This is a genomic window from Bacillus sp. ABA4_010, assembly GCF_056159105.1.
Window position 1 is genome coordinate 3,144,876 of record NZ_JBSWUN010000003.1, and the last position, 17,880, is coordinate 3,162,755.

Annotated in this window: 14 protein-coding genes, 3 tRNA genes and 1 rRNA gene; 2 read left to right on the forward strand and 16 right to left on the reverse strand. The window is 41.3% G+C overall.

The genetic code is table 11. The features are described from left to right. Window positions 1–75 precede the first annotated feature (75 nt). On the forward strand, window positions 76–834 hold the full coding sequence (locus tag ACXAEO_RS16740; RefSeq protein WP_474883176.1) for a TrmB family transcriptional regulator: 759 nt from the start codon (window positions 76–78) through the stop codon (window positions 832–834). Between the two features lie 110 nt (window positions 835–944). Here ACXAEO_RS16740 and ACXAEO_RS16745 read toward each other — a convergent pair whose 3' ends face one another. The 4 genes from ACXAEO_RS16745 to ACXAEO_RS16760 all read right to left on the reverse strand — a co-directional run bounded on the left by ACXAEO_RS16745 (window position 945) and on the right by ACXAEO_RS16760 (window position 6,267). Then, window positions 945–2,492 carry a BCCT family transporter gene (locus ACXAEO_RS16745; protein WP_474883177.1) on the reverse strand — a complete coding sequence of 516 codons (1,548 nt, stop codon included), beginning with the start codon at window positions 2,490–2,492 and terminating at the stop codon, window positions 945–947. Between the two features lie 138 nt (window positions 2,493–2,630). Further along, complete coding sequence (locus tag ACXAEO_RS16750) at window positions 2,631–3,725, reverse strand: tartrate dehydrogenase (RefSeq protein WP_474883178.1); 1,095 nt, start codon at window positions 3,723–3,725, stop codon at window positions 2,631–2,633. Window positions 3,726–3,740: 15 nt separating this feature from the next. Continuing rightward, window positions 3,741–5,192 carry an aldehyde dehydrogenase family protein gene (locus tag ACXAEO_RS16755; protein WP_474883179.1) on the reverse strand — a complete coding sequence of 484 codons (1,452 nt, stop codon included), beginning with the start codon at window positions 5,190–5,192 and terminating at the stop codon, window positions 3,741–3,743. Next, window positions 5,185–6,267, reverse strand: a complete 1,083-nt coding sequence (locus ACXAEO_RS16760) for an aromatic ring-hydroxylating oxygenase subunit alpha (RefSeq protein WP_474883180.1) — start codon at window positions 6,265–6,267, stop codon at window positions 5,185–5,187. The genes ACXAEO_RS16755 and ACXAEO_RS16760 overlap by 8 nt, the downstream gene beginning before the upstream one ends. A 218-nt stretch (window positions 6,268–6,485) precedes the next feature. Here ACXAEO_RS16760 and ACXAEO_RS16765 point away from each other — a divergent pair, with 218 nt between their 5' ends. After that, window positions 6,486–7,859: a sigma-54 interaction domain-containing protein gene (locus ACXAEO_RS16765; RefSeq protein WP_474883181.1), complete on the forward strand. Its 1,374-nt coding sequence runs from the start codon at window positions 6,486–6,488 to the stop codon at window positions 7,857–7,859. Window positions 7,860–7,949: 90 nt separating this feature from the next. On the opposite strand, the gene ACXAEO_RS16770 is transcribed toward ACXAEO_RS16765, so the two are convergent. From ACXAEO_RS16770 to rrf, 12 genes are all read right to left on the reverse strand, one after another. Further along, window positions 7,950–8,651 (reverse strand): GNAT family N-acetyltransferase, encoded by a 702-nt coding sequence (locus ACXAEO_RS16770; protein ID WP_474883182.1) that lies wholly within the window; start codon window positions 8,649–8,651, stop codon window positions 7,950–7,952. Continuing rightward, window positions 8,635–9,786 carry a M20 peptidase aminoacylase family protein gene (locus ACXAEO_RS16775; protein ID WP_474883183.1) on the reverse strand — a complete coding sequence of 384 codons (1,152 nt, stop codon included), beginning with the start codon at window positions 9,784–9,786 and terminating at the stop codon, window positions 8,635–8,637. The genes ACXAEO_RS16770 and ACXAEO_RS16775 overlap by 17 nt, the downstream gene beginning before the upstream one ends. A 32-nt stretch (window positions 9,787–9,818) precedes the next feature. Further along, on the reverse strand, window positions 9,819–10,937 hold the full coding sequence (locus tag ACXAEO_RS16780) for a mandelate racemase/muconate lactonizing enzyme family protein (protein ID WP_474883184.1): 1,119 nt from the start codon (window positions 10,935–10,937) through the stop codon (window positions 9,819–9,821). 50 nt (window positions 10,938–10,987) lie between these two features. Next, window positions 10,988–12,334, reverse strand: coding sequence for a hypothetical protein (locus ACXAEO_RS16785; RefSeq protein WP_474883185.1), 1,347 nt, complete (start codon window positions 12,332–12,334; stop codon window positions 10,988–10,990). Window positions 12,335–12,522: 188 nt separating this feature from the next. Continuing rightward, window positions 12,523–13,728, reverse strand: coding sequence for an MFS transporter (locus tag ACXAEO_RS16790; protein WP_474884249.1), 1,206 nt, complete (start codon window positions 13,726–13,728; stop codon window positions 12,523–12,525). A 184-nt stretch (window positions 13,729–13,912) separates the two neighbouring features. Next, a complete protein-coding gene (locus tag ACXAEO_RS16795) occupies window positions 13,913–14,662 on the reverse strand; it encodes an NUDIX domain-containing protein (RefSeq protein WP_474883186.1) in 750 nt (249 codons plus the stop codon). A gap of 245 nt (window positions 14,663–14,907) precedes the next feature. Continuing rightward, window positions 14,908–16,275 carry an MATE family efflux transporter gene (locus tag ACXAEO_RS16800; RefSeq protein ID WP_474883187.1) on the reverse strand — a complete coding sequence of 456 codons (1,368 nt, stop codon included), beginning with the start codon at window positions 16,273–16,275 and terminating at the stop codon, window positions 14,908–14,910. Window positions 16,276–16,374: 99 nt separating this feature from the next. Continuing rightward, entirely contained in the window at window positions 16,375–17,238 is an 864-nt protein-coding gene (locus ACXAEO_RS16805) for a MerR family transcriptional regulator (protein ID WP_474883188.1), read from the reverse strand. A gap of 137 nt (window positions 17,239–17,375) precedes the next feature. After that, window positions 17,376–17,446, reverse strand: a tRNA-Gly gene (locus tag ACXAEO_RS16810). Window positions 17,447–17,456: 10 nt separating this feature from the next. Continuing rightward, window positions 17,457–17,532 (reverse strand) — tRNA-Thr (locus tag ACXAEO_RS16815). Between the two features lie 6 nt (window positions 17,533–17,538). Continuing rightward, window positions 17,539–17,613 (reverse strand) — tRNA-Glu (locus tag ACXAEO_RS16820). A 10-nt stretch (window positions 17,614–17,623) separates the two neighbouring features. Next, window positions 17,624–17,739: ribosomal RNA gene (rrf, locus tag ACXAEO_RS16825) — 5S ribosomal RNA — on the reverse strand. Window positions 17,740–17,880 lie beyond the last annotated feature (141 nt).

The following is a 17,880-nucleotide window of genomic DNA, read 5'->3' on the forward strand; positions in this document are numbered from 1 at the left end:
GCTCAAATGTTTCAGCAAAACATGAAAATGACCCGCTTCTTTAACAAGCGGTGATTTCATCGGTTGGAGGTACATATGCTGCAAAAATTCGGTTTTTCCCAATACGAAAGCAACGTTTATGAAGTGCTTGTATCGAGCAACGAACCGCTTGATGCGACAACCATTGTTAAATATTCAAACGTTCCGAAAGCGAAAATATATGAAGTACTTTCCCGGATGATTGATAAAGGGATGATTTTAGATACCATTTCGGAAAAAAAGAAGCTTTATACCGCTCTTTCTTTAGATGTTGTCATCAAAAAACTGACAGACGAGTTTCAAGATAACATTCATGCCTTAAAAAACAGCGAAAAAAAACGAACCTTTACAGATGAACGGATTTGGAATTTAAAAGCGAATTCTTCTATTTTAATGCAATGTGAAAAGATGTTAGAGGAAGCAGAGCACTCAATTTTAATCTCTGCGTGGAGCGACGAGTTTTTAAACTATGTTCCTATTTTAGAAGAAAAAGAAAAAAGCGGTGTGAAAATAGAAGGTCTTGTTATCGGGGATATTCACTGTCAACTCACCAACATCCATACGTTAATCCCATCAGACAAACATCATTCATTGGAACGCTCAAGACTCATCGTCGTCGATGAAAAAGAAATTCTTTTTGCTGGCGTGGAAAACGAGCAATGGCAAGCCATGAAAACGATGTCCCAGCCATTTGTCAAACTTTTTACCGATTTCTTTCACCACGACCTCGCGTTAGCAAAAGTGACCGAGCGATTTTACGATCAGCTTATGGAAGATGAGGAAATCCGAACTCTCTTAATGAAGCTGCGCTATTAATAGTGAACGCTTGATTAAGCTAAAAAGGAGGAGGGTGAACCATCACTCCCCTCTATTAGTGCAGAATTTTCTGAATTTATTTCGCGTACTTTTTCCTATCACGCACTCACTTATAATGCCCGTTTTTCAGATGAAATCGGCTTGGAATTAGGCTCTCGATGCGTTGTTAATTCAGGAGAAAGCTTTAACTCGCCTTGAAGGCCTTTATAAGTGGAATAACACATGAATAACATTAACACCGCTAATGGAATGGATGTAGCAACGAGTGCTGACTGCAAGCCTGCCAAACCCCCTGTCATAATCAATACCGCTGAGACTGCTGCAATGACAACACCCCAAATGACTTTTGTCGTATGAGCAGGATTCAGATTGCCGTTTTCACTCATCATGCCAAGTACAAAAATGGCCGAATCTGCAGAGGTGACAAAGAATACAAGTACAAGTACCATCGCTAACACACTTAAAAAGACACTTAGTGGGAAATAATCAAAAAACTTAAACAGTGCAGAAGTCACATCAGATGAGACTGCCTCAGCAATCGCTGTTTTTCCTTGATTTTGGATAAGGTCAATCGCGGAACCACCCATTACCGCAAACCAGAAAAAAGAGCCAATAACTGGAATGAAGACTGCACCCATCATAAATTCTTTAATGGTTCTCCCTTTCGAAATCCTCGCCACAAAGCTTCCTACTAGCGGTGCCCATGCAATCCACCAGCCAAAATAAAACAACGTCCAGCCTGCAATCCATGATCCATCACTATATGGCTCCGTTCGGAATGACATTCCGATAAAGTTTTGCGCATAATCCCCGATTCCTTGAAAAAAGATTTTTAAAATAGATTGAGTTGGTCCAAGTAGAAGAATAAAACCTAACAATAGAAACGCCAACAGCATATTTAAGTTGGATAAATGTTTAATGCCGCCCTGCAGTCCGGAAACCGTTGAAACAAGATACAGCACCGTGACCACCCCAATGATGATGAGTTGGCTGCTAAATCCGACCGGAATGCCCCAAAGATAATTCATTCCGCTGTTTACTTGTAACGTTCCAAAGCCTAAAGATGTCGCGATTCCAATTACAATGGAAAGGATAACCATGATATCAATTGCCTTCCCGAAAGAACCTTTAATTTTATCGCCGACTAATGGGTAAAAAACAGAACTTAAAGAGGCAGGCAGTTTTTTGCGGAACTGAAAGAAAGCTAACGACACACCGACCACGGCATAACAGGCCCAAGCTGAAACACCCCAGTGAAGGTACACAAACTGCATCGCTAACTTTGCGGATTGTTCAGAAGAGGCGCTGCCAAAAGGCGGATCAATGTAATAAGACACAGGCTCTGCCACTCCCCAAAAAACGAGGCTAATGCCGATGGAAGCACTAAATAGCATCGCAATCCACGTACTCGTTTTAAACTCAGGACGTTCGTCATCATCCCCTAGCCTTATATGCCCAAACTTTGATAATCCGATATACATACAGAAGCTAAAAAACACAAAAACGCTGCCAAGAATAAACCAGCCTAAGTGATTGTAAATGAAACTTAAAGCGGTGTTGGAAAAGTGCTCAAGCTGTTTTGGCGCAAACACACCAATACTGATTAATAGTAAGCTAATTGCCAATGAGAAATGGAATACGGTTTTCTTTTGATTCATCCAATCACTCCCCCATAACTAAATTTTGCATACACCTTGTAAGCCCTTTTGATGTTCTCCGCACAACGTGTACTCTTCGTCCTCGCAGCAGTTTCGAGGACGAAGAATTCCCCATTATAACGCCGGCTTTCTTTTCATTCATTTCACCCGTATATCTTTAGATGAAACGATGGAGGCAAACAGCTCTGTTACTCGGTCTCCTACTTCCCAAGTAGAAGCCTCTCCATTCATGTCCGGAGTCAGTACTCGATTCTCTACTAATAACTGCTCCATAGCTTCAAGAACCATGTTTCCATATGATTCATATCCGAAAAAGTCGAGCATTTGACTCGCCGACCAAATAGTGGCAAGCGGGTTAGCAATCCCTTTTCCTGCAATGTCTGGAGCAGAGCCATGAATTGGCTCAAACATCGACGGAAAGTTTCGTTCTGGATTAATGTTTGCTCCAGCAGCGAGACCGATGCCGCCTGCCAATGCTGCCCCTAAATCTGTTAAAATATCGCCGAATAAATTGGAAGTGACCACTATTTCAAAACGCTTCGGATCTTTAATCATCAGCATAGCTGCCGCATCGACTAGATAAGATGCGGTTTCTACTTCCGGGTATTCCGCACTTACTTCTTCAAACACTTGATCCCAAAAAACCATTGAATAATTTAGCGCGTTTGCTTTTGAGATGCTCGTCAGTGACCTTCCTTCTTTTTTAGCAAGCTCAAAGGCATAACGAATGATCCGCTCTGTACCTTTTCGAGAGAAAACACTATTTTGCAGCACAACTTCATGTTCCTGACCTTTAAACAGCCAATCCCCTGCCCCTGAATATTCGCCTTCACTATTTTCACGGATGAACAGCATATTAATGTCCTCGCGCTTCACACCGACAAGAGGTAAGTGTGCCCCCTTTAACAACTTCACTGGACGGATATTCACATATTGATCAAAGCCTTTACGAATTTTCAGTAATAATTCCCATAATGAAATATGATCAGGAACACCAGGAAAGCCGACAGCCCCTAAATAAATAGCATCAAACTCTTTCAATTGCGCTAGTCCATCTTCATCCATCATTTTTCCATGTTCCGTATAAAACTCACAGCCCCACGGAAAATATGTGAAGTCAAATCGAAAACCGCTATCGAGCTCCGCTGCTTTCTTTAACACCTTCATCCCTTCATTAAGAACTTCCGGGCCAATTCCATCCCCAGCAATCACCGCTATTTTGAATACTTTCACCACAATCTCCCCATTTCAGCTTTCGTTCCAAACTACGAGCTTCATCTCTGTCATTTCTTCGACAGCGTATTTAATTCCTTCCCGACCAGTCCCGCTTTCTTTCACTCCGCCATATGGCATCTGATCGACCCGATATGTTGGCACATCATTAATCATTACCCCGCCAACATGCAATTCCCTTGCCGCATATAAAGCATGTTGCACATGGTTCGTGTAAATGCCAGCCTGCAGACCGAAACGCGAATCATTCACCCGCTCTACCGCTTCCGCAATGGAAGTGACCTTATCGACAACAACAACCGGCGCAAAAGCTTCTTGACAAGATACAGCTAACGTAGACGCTGCGTTTGTAATCACGGTCGGCTCTAGAATGTCCTTTTGGCGTTTGCCTCCTGCTGCCAACACTGCACCGCTGTTTTTCGCTTCTTCAATCCAGCCTAGAACTCGTTCTGCTTCCCCTTTTGAAATTAGTGCAGAAATATACGTATCTTGATCAAATGGGTCGCCAATTTTTAACTTCTTGGCCGCTTCCGTAAACTTCGACACAAATTCTTCATACACCTCTTCATGAACGTATACACGCTGAAGAGAAATGCACACTTGCCCTTGATTAGAAAAGGCGCCCATAATACATCGATCGATGATTTGGTGAATGTCAACATCCTTGTCAATGATTAAAGCAGAGTTGGAACCAAGCTCCAGTGTTGTCTTTTTTAGTCCTGCTTTATTCCGAATACCGATTCCAACACTTGGACTTCCTGTGAATGTGACCATACTTACACGGTCATCTTCCACAATGGCTTCCCCAACGGTACTACCTGGACCTGTCACGACATTTAACACACCTGGTGGAAGACCTGCTTCTTTAAATAATTCAGCAATAAATAGAGCGGACAAAGGTGTTTGCGACGCCGGTTTTAATACAATCGTATTGCCAGCCGCAATCGCCGGCCCGACTTTATGTGCCACAAGGTTGAGTGGAAAATTAAACGGCGTAATAGCGCCAATGACCCCGATTGGCTCCCTTACTGTGTACCCAATCCGTCCCACACCGCCAGCTGCTGCATCAAACGGAACGGTTTCTCCGTGAATTCGTTTTGCTTCTTCCGCTGAAAACTTATACGTTTCAATTGTTCTCGCTACTTCTGCTTTCGCAAACATCATCGGTTTGGCAGACTCACGTGTAATGATTGCTGCTGCTTCATCCGCCTTTTCTTTTAAGAGCATCACCACTTTTTCTAAAATATCTGCTCTTTGGAATGCCGGCATGTTAGCCATAATACGACGCGCTCTATAAGCAGCCTCTATTGCCCGTTCAACCTGTTCTTTATCTGCCATCGCAATTTGGGCAATCTCTTCTCTCGAATAAGGAGAGTACAAAGGAGCATAATTCTTCGTTTCTACTTTTTCGCCATTAATGATTAAAAATTTCTTCGTCTCGTTTACTTCATTCACTAATTTACTCATTGAGAGCCTCCAAGACCATTTCATGAAATTGAACAATGGCTTTTTCCGAAGAAGAATACACACCCTTGTTAAAGGCACGGGAACGGAACCCAATTTGCTCCAATTCGACTAATTCTACATCTTCCAGACGCACTTGTTCAGCAAAAGCGATTAAGTCCTTTTCTTCCTGTGTTAAGTTCTCATCACGGAAATAATACGTATAAAGAATTAACGTTGTTTCATGATCGATTGGCACCAATTGTATGGTCGCCATATTACCTGGACCCGGATAAATAGTCAGCATTAAGTTTGGCCATAGCCAGAAGAATGACCCGCCTTGCATTTCAGCTTGATTTAAATTGACGCTTCCATACCCTTTATCTTGTTTGACGATAGTACCTTGAAGTGAATAGTTTTCACATGTAATGATTTGATAATCATCCATGTTAAGGGCGGACACGAAACTAGGATGAGCGATATGACAATGGTCACACTCTAAATAATTATCAATAAAGGCCTTCCAATTTGCTTTAATCACCCGTGAAGTTTGGTTCGTTCTTTTAAGTTCACTTAAAAACGGAAATTTGCTCAAACGGTCAAAAAAGTCCCCGTACGATTCACAAAGCGGTTTCGCTTGATCATCCAAGTTAACAAAAATTAACGACTCCAAAATGTCCATGCGAACGGAGCGCAAACAGGCATCTTGGACACATGAAGCGTCTTCCCCTCTAAAATTCGGAGCTTTATTTAATTTTCCGTCTAACTTAAATGTCCAGCCATGATAGGCACATTGTAAAATTTTCTTTTTGCCGGATTCACTTTTTTCCAACTTTGTCGCACGGTGAGGACACACATTGTAAAAAGCGCGAATGACTTCATCTTGACCTTTCGTTACAATAATAGGCTCTCCCGCTACTTCTGTCGTAAAAAAAGCCCCGGCTTTTTCTAACTGACTAACATGGCCGACAAGTTGCCAAGATTTAGAGAATACGAGATCCAATTCTTTTTTAAACACGTTCGGATCCGTGTACTTGTCATACGTTAATGTTCTTTCAAATGTCCGATTTGAAGCATTTTCCACTTTGTTATAAGTCATCGTTCATTCCCCTCCGCCAATAAAGGATATAAATTTTATTGAATACCTCACCTTTCTCTACTTGCAATTGGCATGCCAATAACTCAAAATCATTGGAAAATAAAGAAAAATTAGAATTTTATTAGAAAGCGTTGTCAAAATGAGTTATAATCAACTCGATTTCAACTCATCATCCAACAAAAATAACTCACTACCTTTTAGAAAGCGAGGTATATGCTATGAAAAATCCCGATGTAACAGGCCATATTGACATGACTTTAGACACACTTTTAAAGATTTTGGATCATTCGTCTGATGAAATTTTTGTTTTAGACGGGGAACAGCGCATTTTGTACGTGAACAAAGCATGTGAGCGTCACTATGGCTTGAAGCCAACAGATGTTATCGGCAAGTACAATATTGACTTATTTGAAAAAGGATATTGGAAGCCGTCCATTGTCCCCGAAGTCTATAAACAAAAAAAGCCTTGCTATATGAAGCAACAAACTTATATCGGAGCTGAATTGATGACATGCGCCATCCCCCTCCTAAATGATGTCGGAGAAATTGAACTTGTCGTCATTACATCGACAGAATCGCAAACCTATCGAATGCTAAAGGCGAAGGAAATCGACGATGAGTCAAAACCCACTCACGAAGAACAAGAAGTAGATGGGATCGTCACAAACAGTGGAAAAATTAACCGAATTTTAACGTTCTGCAAAAAAGTCGCCCCAACTGATTCAACGATTTTAATTCAAGGAGAATCCGGAACTGGAAAAGGAGTGCTAGCCCATTTCATCCATCAAATTAGTAAGCGAAAAAACGGGCCTTTTCTCACAATTAACTGTGCTGCTATTCCTGAAGAACTGCTTGAATCTGAGCTATTCGGCTATTCAAAGGGGGCCTTTACAGGAGCAAATAAAACCGGCAAGCCAGGATTGATTGAAGCGGCGAACGGGGGAACTGTTTTTCTTGATGAAATTGGAGAAATGTCGCTTGCTCTCCAAGCAAAATTATTACAAGTCATTCAAGATAAACAGTTCATTCCTATTGGCGGAAACGAGATAAAAAAAGTGGACATTCGAATTATTGCGGCGACCAACCAAGATTTAATCCATATGGTGAACAATAAGCAATTTCGTGAAGATCTATTTTATCGTCTTAACGTCATTGACATTTACCTACCGCCGCTTCGTGAACGAAAAGAAGATATTATTCCGCTCACATACAATTTTTTAAATAAGTTCAATCAAAAATATCATGAAAATAAAGCCATCTCAGAAGAATGTTTAAACATTTTAATCCACTACTCATGGCCCGGTAACGTACGACAGCTTGAAAATTTAATTGAACGACTAGTTGTCATTAGCGACTCTGTTATTCAGCTTGCTGACTTGCCTGATATTATTACAGCTAATGTCGGACAAGTGACCAAGCTCGCACTCCCTACTTCATTGGATAAAGCACTCGATGAAACGAAGCGTATTTTAGTTAGACGTTCTTACCAAACATACAAATCATCGAGAAAAGTAGCACAAGACCTCAATATCAGTCAGACGAAAGCGTCCAAACTAATTCGAGAATATTGCGAGGATCTACTAAGTAACTGAAACATGTTCATTAACATAAACGAAGATGCCCTGAAAAATTACGGGCATCTTCTTGAAAGTAATTTGATACAACCTTAGCAAAAGAGAAGACTATGCTTCTTTTTTCCAATAATGAACAACATACGTTCCGTCAAGCTGTTCCATTCGATAGCCACGCCAGCCAGCCTTTAAAAGTGCCCGCTGTCCAGCCGTGTCGCTCATGTCTATGGTGACAACGTTTGTACCTTCTTGGATTTGTTCATCAATTCTTTTCATCAATGTGTAACGCAATAAACCATCATATTTTTCTTTTAATGATACAATTTCCATCCCTTGTGCAAATTTATCTTTTAGACTCGGGATATTGAATGGAGCGACCGTACAACACACATACGTATACGGCGTGTTCATGTTTCGTAATTCTTCCATAATGAGCACGGCCAGTTTTTTTTGCAAACCATTGCCCCGATAATCTGGATGAACGTTGGAAATTTCTTGATAAATAACAGATGGCAGCTCTTCCTCCGTTAAACCAAAATCACGACCTAAATGACCTTCTTGATCGACTGGCGGTACGAGAAGCGCACGAAAGGCCATTAAACTTCCTTCGGCAAACGCTCCAATGATAAGGCCGTTGCCTTCTAAAATGTATTGAAATTCTTCCGAATCTAGTGGCTGCAATACAGCCTTTTCTTCCAATGCAGCAATGACCGTTTCCTGCAGCGCTAACAGGCTTGGCAAATCCTCTAACGCTAATAACCGGACGTTGAACGGCGCTCCACTATTCAGCTTGCCTTCATAAATCCACTTCATCGACAGTTCCTCCTGTTTCATTGACTTCAGAAAAAGCACGCAACACTGCTTCGGCTAAAACACGGGTACCGATGATGAGACAGTCTCGATTGAATGTCATCTGTGGATGATGCAAACCTGGTGTCAAATCCGCTCCAAGTGCAAGCATACATGCCTTTAAATGCGGGCGTTCAATCGTATAGAAATGAAAATCATCGCTCCCTGGTGTGACAACCGGACTCAAACAATGTTGCTCGCCGAGCACAGACATAATACTGTCTCTCATGATCCTTTCCGCTTTATCAGACACTTCAGCAGCGGGTGTATAATTAAGCCACGTTCCTTGTATTTCTGCACCGTGAAAGTCACTTGCTGCTTTAAGTGCGGCTTCCACTTTTCTTTTCATGTCAGCTAGCACCTTATTTGTTTGCGCACGTAAATCAAGTGAGAAGGTCGCGTTTCCTGGGATAATATTGTAGCTGCTCGTTCCAGCATGAAAGCTTGTCATTTTAATAGAGGAAGGAATGTTTGGCGGCAAGTGAATCGACCGCAAAAATTGCTGCAAGGAATAACCCACTTCAATTGCATTCACCCCTAAATGCGGACGTGCCCCGTGACTGTCTTCTCCTCGAATGGTTCCTTCAAGTGAAACGGCAGCTCCATGCTTTAAAGAAGGCGAAGCACATCCAAATTCCACTTCTTCCTTTGGTCGTAAATGAACACCAAATAAATAAGCAACGTCATCGACAACCCCTTTTTCGACCATCTTTAAGGAGCCATTTCCTTTTTCTTCTGCCGGCTGAAAAATACAGCGAAGGGTACCATTCCATTCATGTTGCCGTTCCTTCAAAAGGAGCAGCAAACCGAATACGATTGTCATATGAGCATCATGGCCGCAAGAATGATTAGCTCTAATTTCCCCGTTCACCTCTTGGAGGAGAGCGTCCATATCCGCCCGAACAGCCACGACCGGCTTGTCGCTGCCAATTTCAGCGACAAGCCCCGGCATATCTTCAAAGGTAGTTACACGAAAGCCATACTGCGTTAACTTCTCAACAAGATAACGCGTCGTCTCGTATTCTTCTAAACTCAATTCTGGATGTTCATGCAAACGGCGAAATACATCCATCATCTCTTTTTCAATCGTTTGCTGCATTTCGATACCTCCCTTCTGTCAGTTAAAAGACTTTATTTCTCTATCTCTACTTGATGATGAACAAAGGAAAGCTCCTCCAATGTTTCTTCGTTAATGACAAGTCCTAAGCCCGGCTCTTCCGTCAAATGGACGTACGGAATGTCGTAATGCAAATTGCCGATATCTTTACTGAATAATAACGGACCCGTTAGTTCTGTACTTTCAATAACCCGCTTAGAAATAGCTAAATGATAACCGGCAGCTGAACCAATAGAAGATTCCACCATGGAACCGACTTGACAGGAAAGACCTGCTGCTTCCGCCATTTTCGCCAGTGCAAGCGATGGATAGATACCGCCGCTTTTCATTAGCTTAATATTGATTTTATCTGCAGCATTATGGCGGATGATGCGTTGAAGATCAACAGGTGTCTGTACACTTTCGTCTGCCATAATCGGAAGGCGTGTCAGCTTTCTAAGCATCGCCATTCCTTCGATGTCTTCTAAATACAATGGCTGTTCGAGCCAAGAAAGCTGGAAGGATTCTAGTGCACTTAAAGCTGTTTTGGCCTTTTCACTCGTTCTCCATCCTTGATTAACATCTGCTCGAATCGGAATCTCATAGCCGACTCTGTCGCGAATTGCCTGAAGACGTTGCAAATCTGCCGCCATATCATTGCCGATTTTCACTTTAATGGACGAGTAGCCAGCCACAACCGCTTTTTCCGCTTCATCGGCCATTTGTTCCGGTTCATCAATGCTCAACACTTTTGCATATGTTAACGATTTATTTAAGCGCCCTCCTAATAAATTGTAGACCGGCTGTCCAGACGCCTTGCCCATTAAGTCGTAGCACGCAATATCAATTGCTGCTTTGGCAGCAGGATTACGATATGTAACCGCATTCATCATTTCATGAATTTGTTCAATATTAAACGGATTTTGACCGATAACGGCAGGCAAAAGTTGATGCTGCAGCATTGCCACGACAGTGTGAATGGACTCCCCTGTCACATGCTCATCGCCAACTGCTTCCCCATAGCCGACCAGCCCATTAGTTGCTGTTAATTTTACAATGACAGATGGAATAGAATCATATGAAGCATAAGACACAACGAACGGCTTTTTTAACGGTAAATGAATCCCATATACTTCTGCTTTTGAAATAATCATCCCGACACCCCTTTTTGTCGCTTTATTGTCGTTTATAATTATAAAAAAGGCTAAAAGTTTTGTAAAGGATGTTTTTTCAGAATATTCTTCAGGTCATTGTTCGGGATGTACCTCGCACGCGCCCTGCCTTTATCAAATAACTTCTCCTCTCCTGAAATCTGTAAAAAGCCATGCTCATGAAACGGTTTAATAATCCGTTCAGCTGACCGTCTCGACACAGAAAAGTAATGAGCAAAGTCATCTGCCGTAAACACCTCTTGCGGATAAAACTGCAAAAAATCCATCATGCGCATCGTGTTTTTTACACTTGTTCCAAGCGTGTCCGCCAAATTTTTAATTAAATGATTGTCGCTTTTAACCGAATAAGATTTAGATAATGGCTGATCGTGAGAAAAAAAGACTTCAGTTAGTTGCTTATTCTCATCCAGTTGGCATATGACGGCATATTGTGAAGCATGTTTTTTCATCGCATAAGCAAGTGCTTCTTGTGAATGAAGCTCCGCTTGGGCAAGCGACCAGCCAAATCCTATTCCTGCCGCCACTCTTCCATCTTCATAAACAAGCTGCTCGACATCCTTCAGTAATTTTTCTTTTTTCGGAATTTCTTCCATCATTCCCCTTGTCGTAATAATTTTCCATTCATTTTCTGTAACACGAATCAACTTTCCATTTAAACTTCTCGTCAACCCATCCAATTTTGCCGACACATAGTCAGGAAGCGGCTGCTTATGCTTCTGTTTTAATTCAATCGACCAAACCGCTACCTGGGATTTCTGCAAACGCGTTTGCACACTGATTGAAATTGCCTCATGGATTCCTTGCACGATGGAGTGGTGCGTTTGTACAACATACATACTGCGAATGTTTCTCCGACATAGTTCGTCGTGAACCGCATGGATGCTTGTCAAACAAACATCGACCTCTCCCTTGTTGTAAAGCTCTTGATGAAAATGAACAAACTCCTCGATTTCAAGTGATGCCCGCTCCGCTCCTTGAATCCATGGATAATCCATCACATGCTTCATGCTGTTTTGTTCGTGAAGGTGAACAAGTACAGTGTCCAGCACCTCTTTGTTTGGAAGATCAAGAGAAATCCGGTTAAAAGGCACTCTTTCATAATGGACGAGTTGAAACAAAGAAAGGCTCATACAAAGCGGTGTGAGGCGAGCAACGGCAGCCGGTATTTTCTCTTTTTGAATGGTTTCTTTTGCATAAAAATAGGGGACACTCCCCGCCAGCAAAAATGCATCCACTTCGTACTGATGGATATGTAGAATACTTGGCGCCTCGGCAGGCCTCTCATATATGTAAGGAACCATCGTGACATGGTTAAATTGACTTTTAACTGCTTGAATCTCTTTTTGAAAATGTTCTGAACCGACAATCCCAATTTTCATGTTAACAACTCCTTAAAAAGCAATAGTCATCCTCAATTACTAGAAAAATATGTTGATAGCCCAACGCAAAAAAGGCCCCTTCCCCGTAACTTGCTAACCCACACGAAGAGGCGCCTAATTTTAAAGATAGCATATCATATTTGTTCACAGTGTCCAAATACACTCTATAGATTGATCTAGAACTACTCCTACACTGCTTCTCTTTGTACGGATGATGCTTTTGTGATCGAGTAAACGGCACATAATAAAGCACCAAGCACAAATAGTACACCGACCCAAGAATTATACATAACGGAACTTTTTTCAATCACCAGACCGCCAATAGCTGAACCGGCTGCAATGCCTAAATGGCAAGCCGAATTATTAATACTGAGCTGAATGTCCGCTGTTTTTGGCGCTATTTGAATTAAGTAATTTTGCTGGGCTGGAGAAATAGACCAGCTTAACGCACTCCAAATAACCATTACTATTAAAAAGACAGGAAATGATGCTTTCGTTGCCAAAGGAAGTAACATCATCGCCACAGCAAACAATGGAATAATCGTTAAAATAGAGCGGCCTGTTCCGAGTTTATCGGATACAACCCCTCCCATACCTCCTCCAATTACAGCCGCGATACCGAACACGAAATACATGACGCTAATCATGGCCGTATTCAGATGTAAAGCTGACTGTAAAAAGGGAGTGAAATACGCATATAACGTCAAATGCCCTGTCAGCATCAACACGGAAATGAGCTGTGCGCTCACGATTTTCGAGCTGCTCAATGCTTTTAACTGTTCACGTAATGGTACGACAGGATTAGGCGGTATTTCGTTTAAAAAGATTTTAATACAAATAGCGGCAATTAACGTTAGCACCGAAATTAATACGAATGGAGCTCTCCATCCATACAAGTTGCCAAGCATCATCCCAATTGGCACTCCGAGAACAAGCGACCCACTAATTCCCATATAAATTACACCGATAGCTCTCCCCTTATATTCAGGCTTTACAAGATTGGATGCAACGGTTACAGATAGGACAATTAACAGTGAAGCACTTGCGGCTGACACGATGCGTGACAGTAATAACACAAGATAATTTGGACTGAACACCGCCATAAGATTTCCGATTAGAAAAAAGAACAAGGCCCATAAGTACAGTTTTTTCCGTTCTATTTTAGCTGTCGTGTGCAGCAAAATAGGGGATGAAATAGCAAAAGCCAATGAAAAAACAGTAATAAGCTGTCCTGCGGTACTGATAGAAATGTGCAAGTCAGCGGAAATCTGGTCAAGAATTCCCCCGACAATTAGTTCAACGATTCCAACAATGAATGCTGAAATCGCTAAAATATAAACTCTAAAATTCATAGTATGACCTCCAATAAAGTTACTACTATTATAGTAACCCATTAGAAATAATACAAGAGCCTTCGACATATATATTTACTTATATAGGTTCATTTTAATTATCCGACACATCTTCATTCAGTTAAGAAGCATCACCATCGTTGATCCAAACAGCTTGAATTTCCCCTCAAAGGTACACCTAAGCGGATGACTGCTCTTTGGTCATCTCCCATTTTCTAGACCGATTTTATTCCAGTCTATTCAAGAGTTCAAACGGTCTCACCCGAAAGGCTTCATACGGAGCATAGCAACCATTCATCGCATCTAATACTCTAATTCTAAATTTAGGACGAGTAACGTATTGAGAAATATTGGATGAATTAATGCTACAAAAGCGAACATCCTTCGTTTCGGAAGAAGGTGTAACCGTTCCCGCACTGTATTCTCCACGAAAAACAACGGCAACCGTATGGCCGTTAGAATAGACTCCTGTTACGCCAATTAAATTGACAGAAATGCCTGTTTCCTCAAAAATTTCCCGGCGCACTGCTACATCAAGGGTCTCACCTTCATCAACCGCTCCACCTGGAAGTTCCCATGTGTCCGATCGCCAATACGTTTTCACCAGTAGTGCCTCTTGTTGTTCATTTGTAATGTACCCGCTCACCGTTACTGTATGTTTCGGAGATTCGTATGTCCCTGTAGATTGTAAAAAATCCTGTTTTTTGCCAGCATAAAAACTACCTTTTTGTTGCGATGAAACAGGGAGCTTTTCATTCAATACAGCTTTTTGAACCCGTTCATCTATTTTAATGTACTCGTCATAGCTCGGATATTCCCATATTTCCACAACTTCATCTCTAGCTTCTGTTATCCACCGTCCCACGAGCTTGGCACCATTTTTCAGTTGATTTGGCAATGTATACTTATGAAAAAACTGATTAAACTCCTCTAGCTTCTCCGGATGAATTTGATACGCATCCCGTTTATAAATCATACCCATTCCTCCGCTTATCTGCTTCCTTCTTCATGACAGCATATGAGTCATAGCTTTCTTAAGTGCCGCTTCACCATCGATTGAATGGGTTCTCCAAACCACCTTTTTGAAATATCTTTTTATCAAAAAAAATCACGCTTCGGTAAATTGAAACGTGATTTTTCTCCATGTATGCCTTTAGCTGGCTCTAATCGCATACTCCAAGATAGGAAAGGAAAAGCGTGTTTATCTTTATTTTTCATGTATCATGGCTGTTCTGGCATGTTTGCCTTAACCATATACCGCCCTTGAAGGACCGATTTTCTTGTCCCCCCATATAACACGGCCGCAACAAGTAATTCTGCCACCGGTAAAGCAAGCCATATCCCTTCTATCCCCATCCATTGAGGCAAAATCCATAGTGCCGCAAACAAAAGAATAAATCCTCTCATCATAATAATGAGAACGGATGGCCAAATATGGCCAATCGATTGAAAATAAGTCATATAAATGAAATTAATTCCCATGAAAACATAGCCGACAAAAAACAGTTTAATACCTTGGACCGCTAAAAGCTGAATTTCCTCGGATGACACTCCGAACAAGGAGACAAGGAAATATGCGCTTGTAAACCCGATAAACAAAAACAGTATCCCTAACCATATCGCTGCTTTTTCACCAATTTTTACAGTTTCTTTTATACGTTCTTGCTCATTCGCTCCATAATAATAGCTAATCATCGGCTGAATAGCTGAACCAATTCCAAAAAAGGCAAGAAACATAAATGCATGTAAGTAATTGACTACCGAAAATGCAGCTACACCGTTTGTTCCAGCAAACTTCACCATTGCGAGATTGTAGCCAATGACAAAAACCAATGTCCCCATTTCAGCAAGAAAGCTTGGGAACCCGACAGAAAAAACATCTTTTAAAGATGAAAACGTCCACTTAAACAACATAAATTTTAACGTACGCTCTTTTTTGAAAAAGTGAGCAAATAAGACGAAAAGCCCTACAACACCCGATAAGCCAGTTGCTAAGGCAGCACCCATGACTCCTAAATGAAAAACAAAAATCATCACATAGTTCAGCACAATGTTAGTTACAGCCGTGATAATTAAACTAACCATCGCTAATTGAGGATTTCCATCATTTCGTACGAAAATACTAAGCGCATTCTCTAATGCCATCACTACGGCAAATGGAAGTAAGATGGACAAATATTCCACAACAAATTCTTTTGTATCCGTATTAGCCCCTAAAATGGTTGCTAACTGTTCTACGTTCAAATAGCCAATGACTCCTATAACAGATACAATTAACGCGACGATTGTAATAGAAAAGGAGAAAATTTTCCCTGCTTTTTCTATCTGTTGTTCGCCAATTGCCATTGAATATAACGCTCCACCGCCCATTCCAATCCAAAGGGAGATGGAAATAATGAGCGAGAAAACTGGTACAGCTATGTTCACACTCGCTAATGCAATCGAGCCTATCCCATTTCCGACAAAAATCCCATCAACGAGAATATTGATAGACATGAGCATCATACCAATAAGTGATGGAATAAAGTATCGCATAAAAACTTTATTCACCGGCTCATGCATCAATTTATTTTGAATGATCGCTGCCATTCATATCCCTCCTGTTCTACAAGAGAGAGTTTACACCTTCAAGTAACTTGAGAGTCAATCTTTTTAGTGAATGTTTATGAATTCTGAAATTCTGATATGTTATGCTCCCTTTTCAATATCATCCTGAACACTTATCTTTTTAATGAGGACTTCAATTGCCGTAATAAAATCTTCTGGGTCTTTCACAACAGACTCGTCGATGAGTGCCCATTCAATCGGCTGTCCCACTGCTTCATAGCCGTCTACATTTAATGTTTCCCATAATATGTGGTAGCTCTTATCAACTGTTTCGTACGAACCTTTATGGTAATAGCACGCATAGAGCCCTTCAGGTAAATATGCCTCTTCTTCACTAGATTGTTGGTCCCACAACAATTTAAAGATACTTCCATACATAATAGGACCTTCTCCGTTTAAACTATCCGGGTCTGCGATTACCCCAATATCTCCTGTAAACAAACCGTGATGCATAAGACTAGAACGTTGATGATGCAGTTCTTGCACATAAACAGATTCAAAATCATTTAGTAAATCAATGGGTTCATCTTTATATAAAAAAGAAATGGGTCTTCTCGGATACGTTTTATACATAACAGTTTGCTGTTCAGGCAGGCTAATTCCCATTTTTAATGTGTTCATTTTATGTTGTATTTTCTGAAAAGTCAGCTCCAACGCTTGAATGTTTTTCCTTACTTCCTCAAGCTGACTTTGAAATAAGTCATATGTCTTTTCCAAAGTCCGCTCCTTCATTTGTTGCTGAATAGCTTGGATTGTAAAACCGATTTTCCGCAAGAAAATAATGGTTTCAAGATGAATGAATTGATCTGCTGTATAGTATCGATAATGACTCTTTTCATCCGTATATTTCGGTTTAAACAATCCGATTTCATCATAATATCTTAATGTGGACTGTGGAATGGAAAAAATTTTGGATACTTCTCCTACTTGAAATCGTTTTTTCATGCTTTTCTCCTTTTAAGTGGACACTTTATTTCGTTTGTAAACGTGCTCATCCTCTTATTATAACAGGAATAAGGATATGTTTTAGAATACAAAAAAACCACAAAAGTCTTCTATGACTTTTGTGGTTTTTTACGGGAAGCGGGTGATGAGAATCGAACTCACGACATCAGCTTGGAAGGCTGAGGTTTTACCATTAAACTACACCCGCATTTATGAAATGGTGCCGGCGAGAGGACTTGAACCCCCAACCTACTGATTACAAGTCAGTTGCTCTACCAATTGAGCTACACCGGCATCATTTGGTGACCCGTACGGGATTCGAACCCGTGTTACCGCCGTGAAAGGGCGGTGTCTTAACCGCTTGACCAACGGGCCAATGTTTACAGCCTGGCGACGTCCTACTCTCACAGGGGGAGACCCCCAACTACCATCGGCGCTGAAGAGCTTAACTTCCGTGTTCGGCATGGGAACGGGTGTGACCTCTTCGCCATCATCACCAGACAATATGAAGGTTATTCCTTCAAAACTAGATAACTGCAGCTGAGTACTTGCTTTACTTGATTGTCTAGCTACGGCTCCTAATCTTTCGGCCGTTTCACTTCTGCCTATGAAACCAAAGAACGGTTTCCCAGTCAGAAGCTC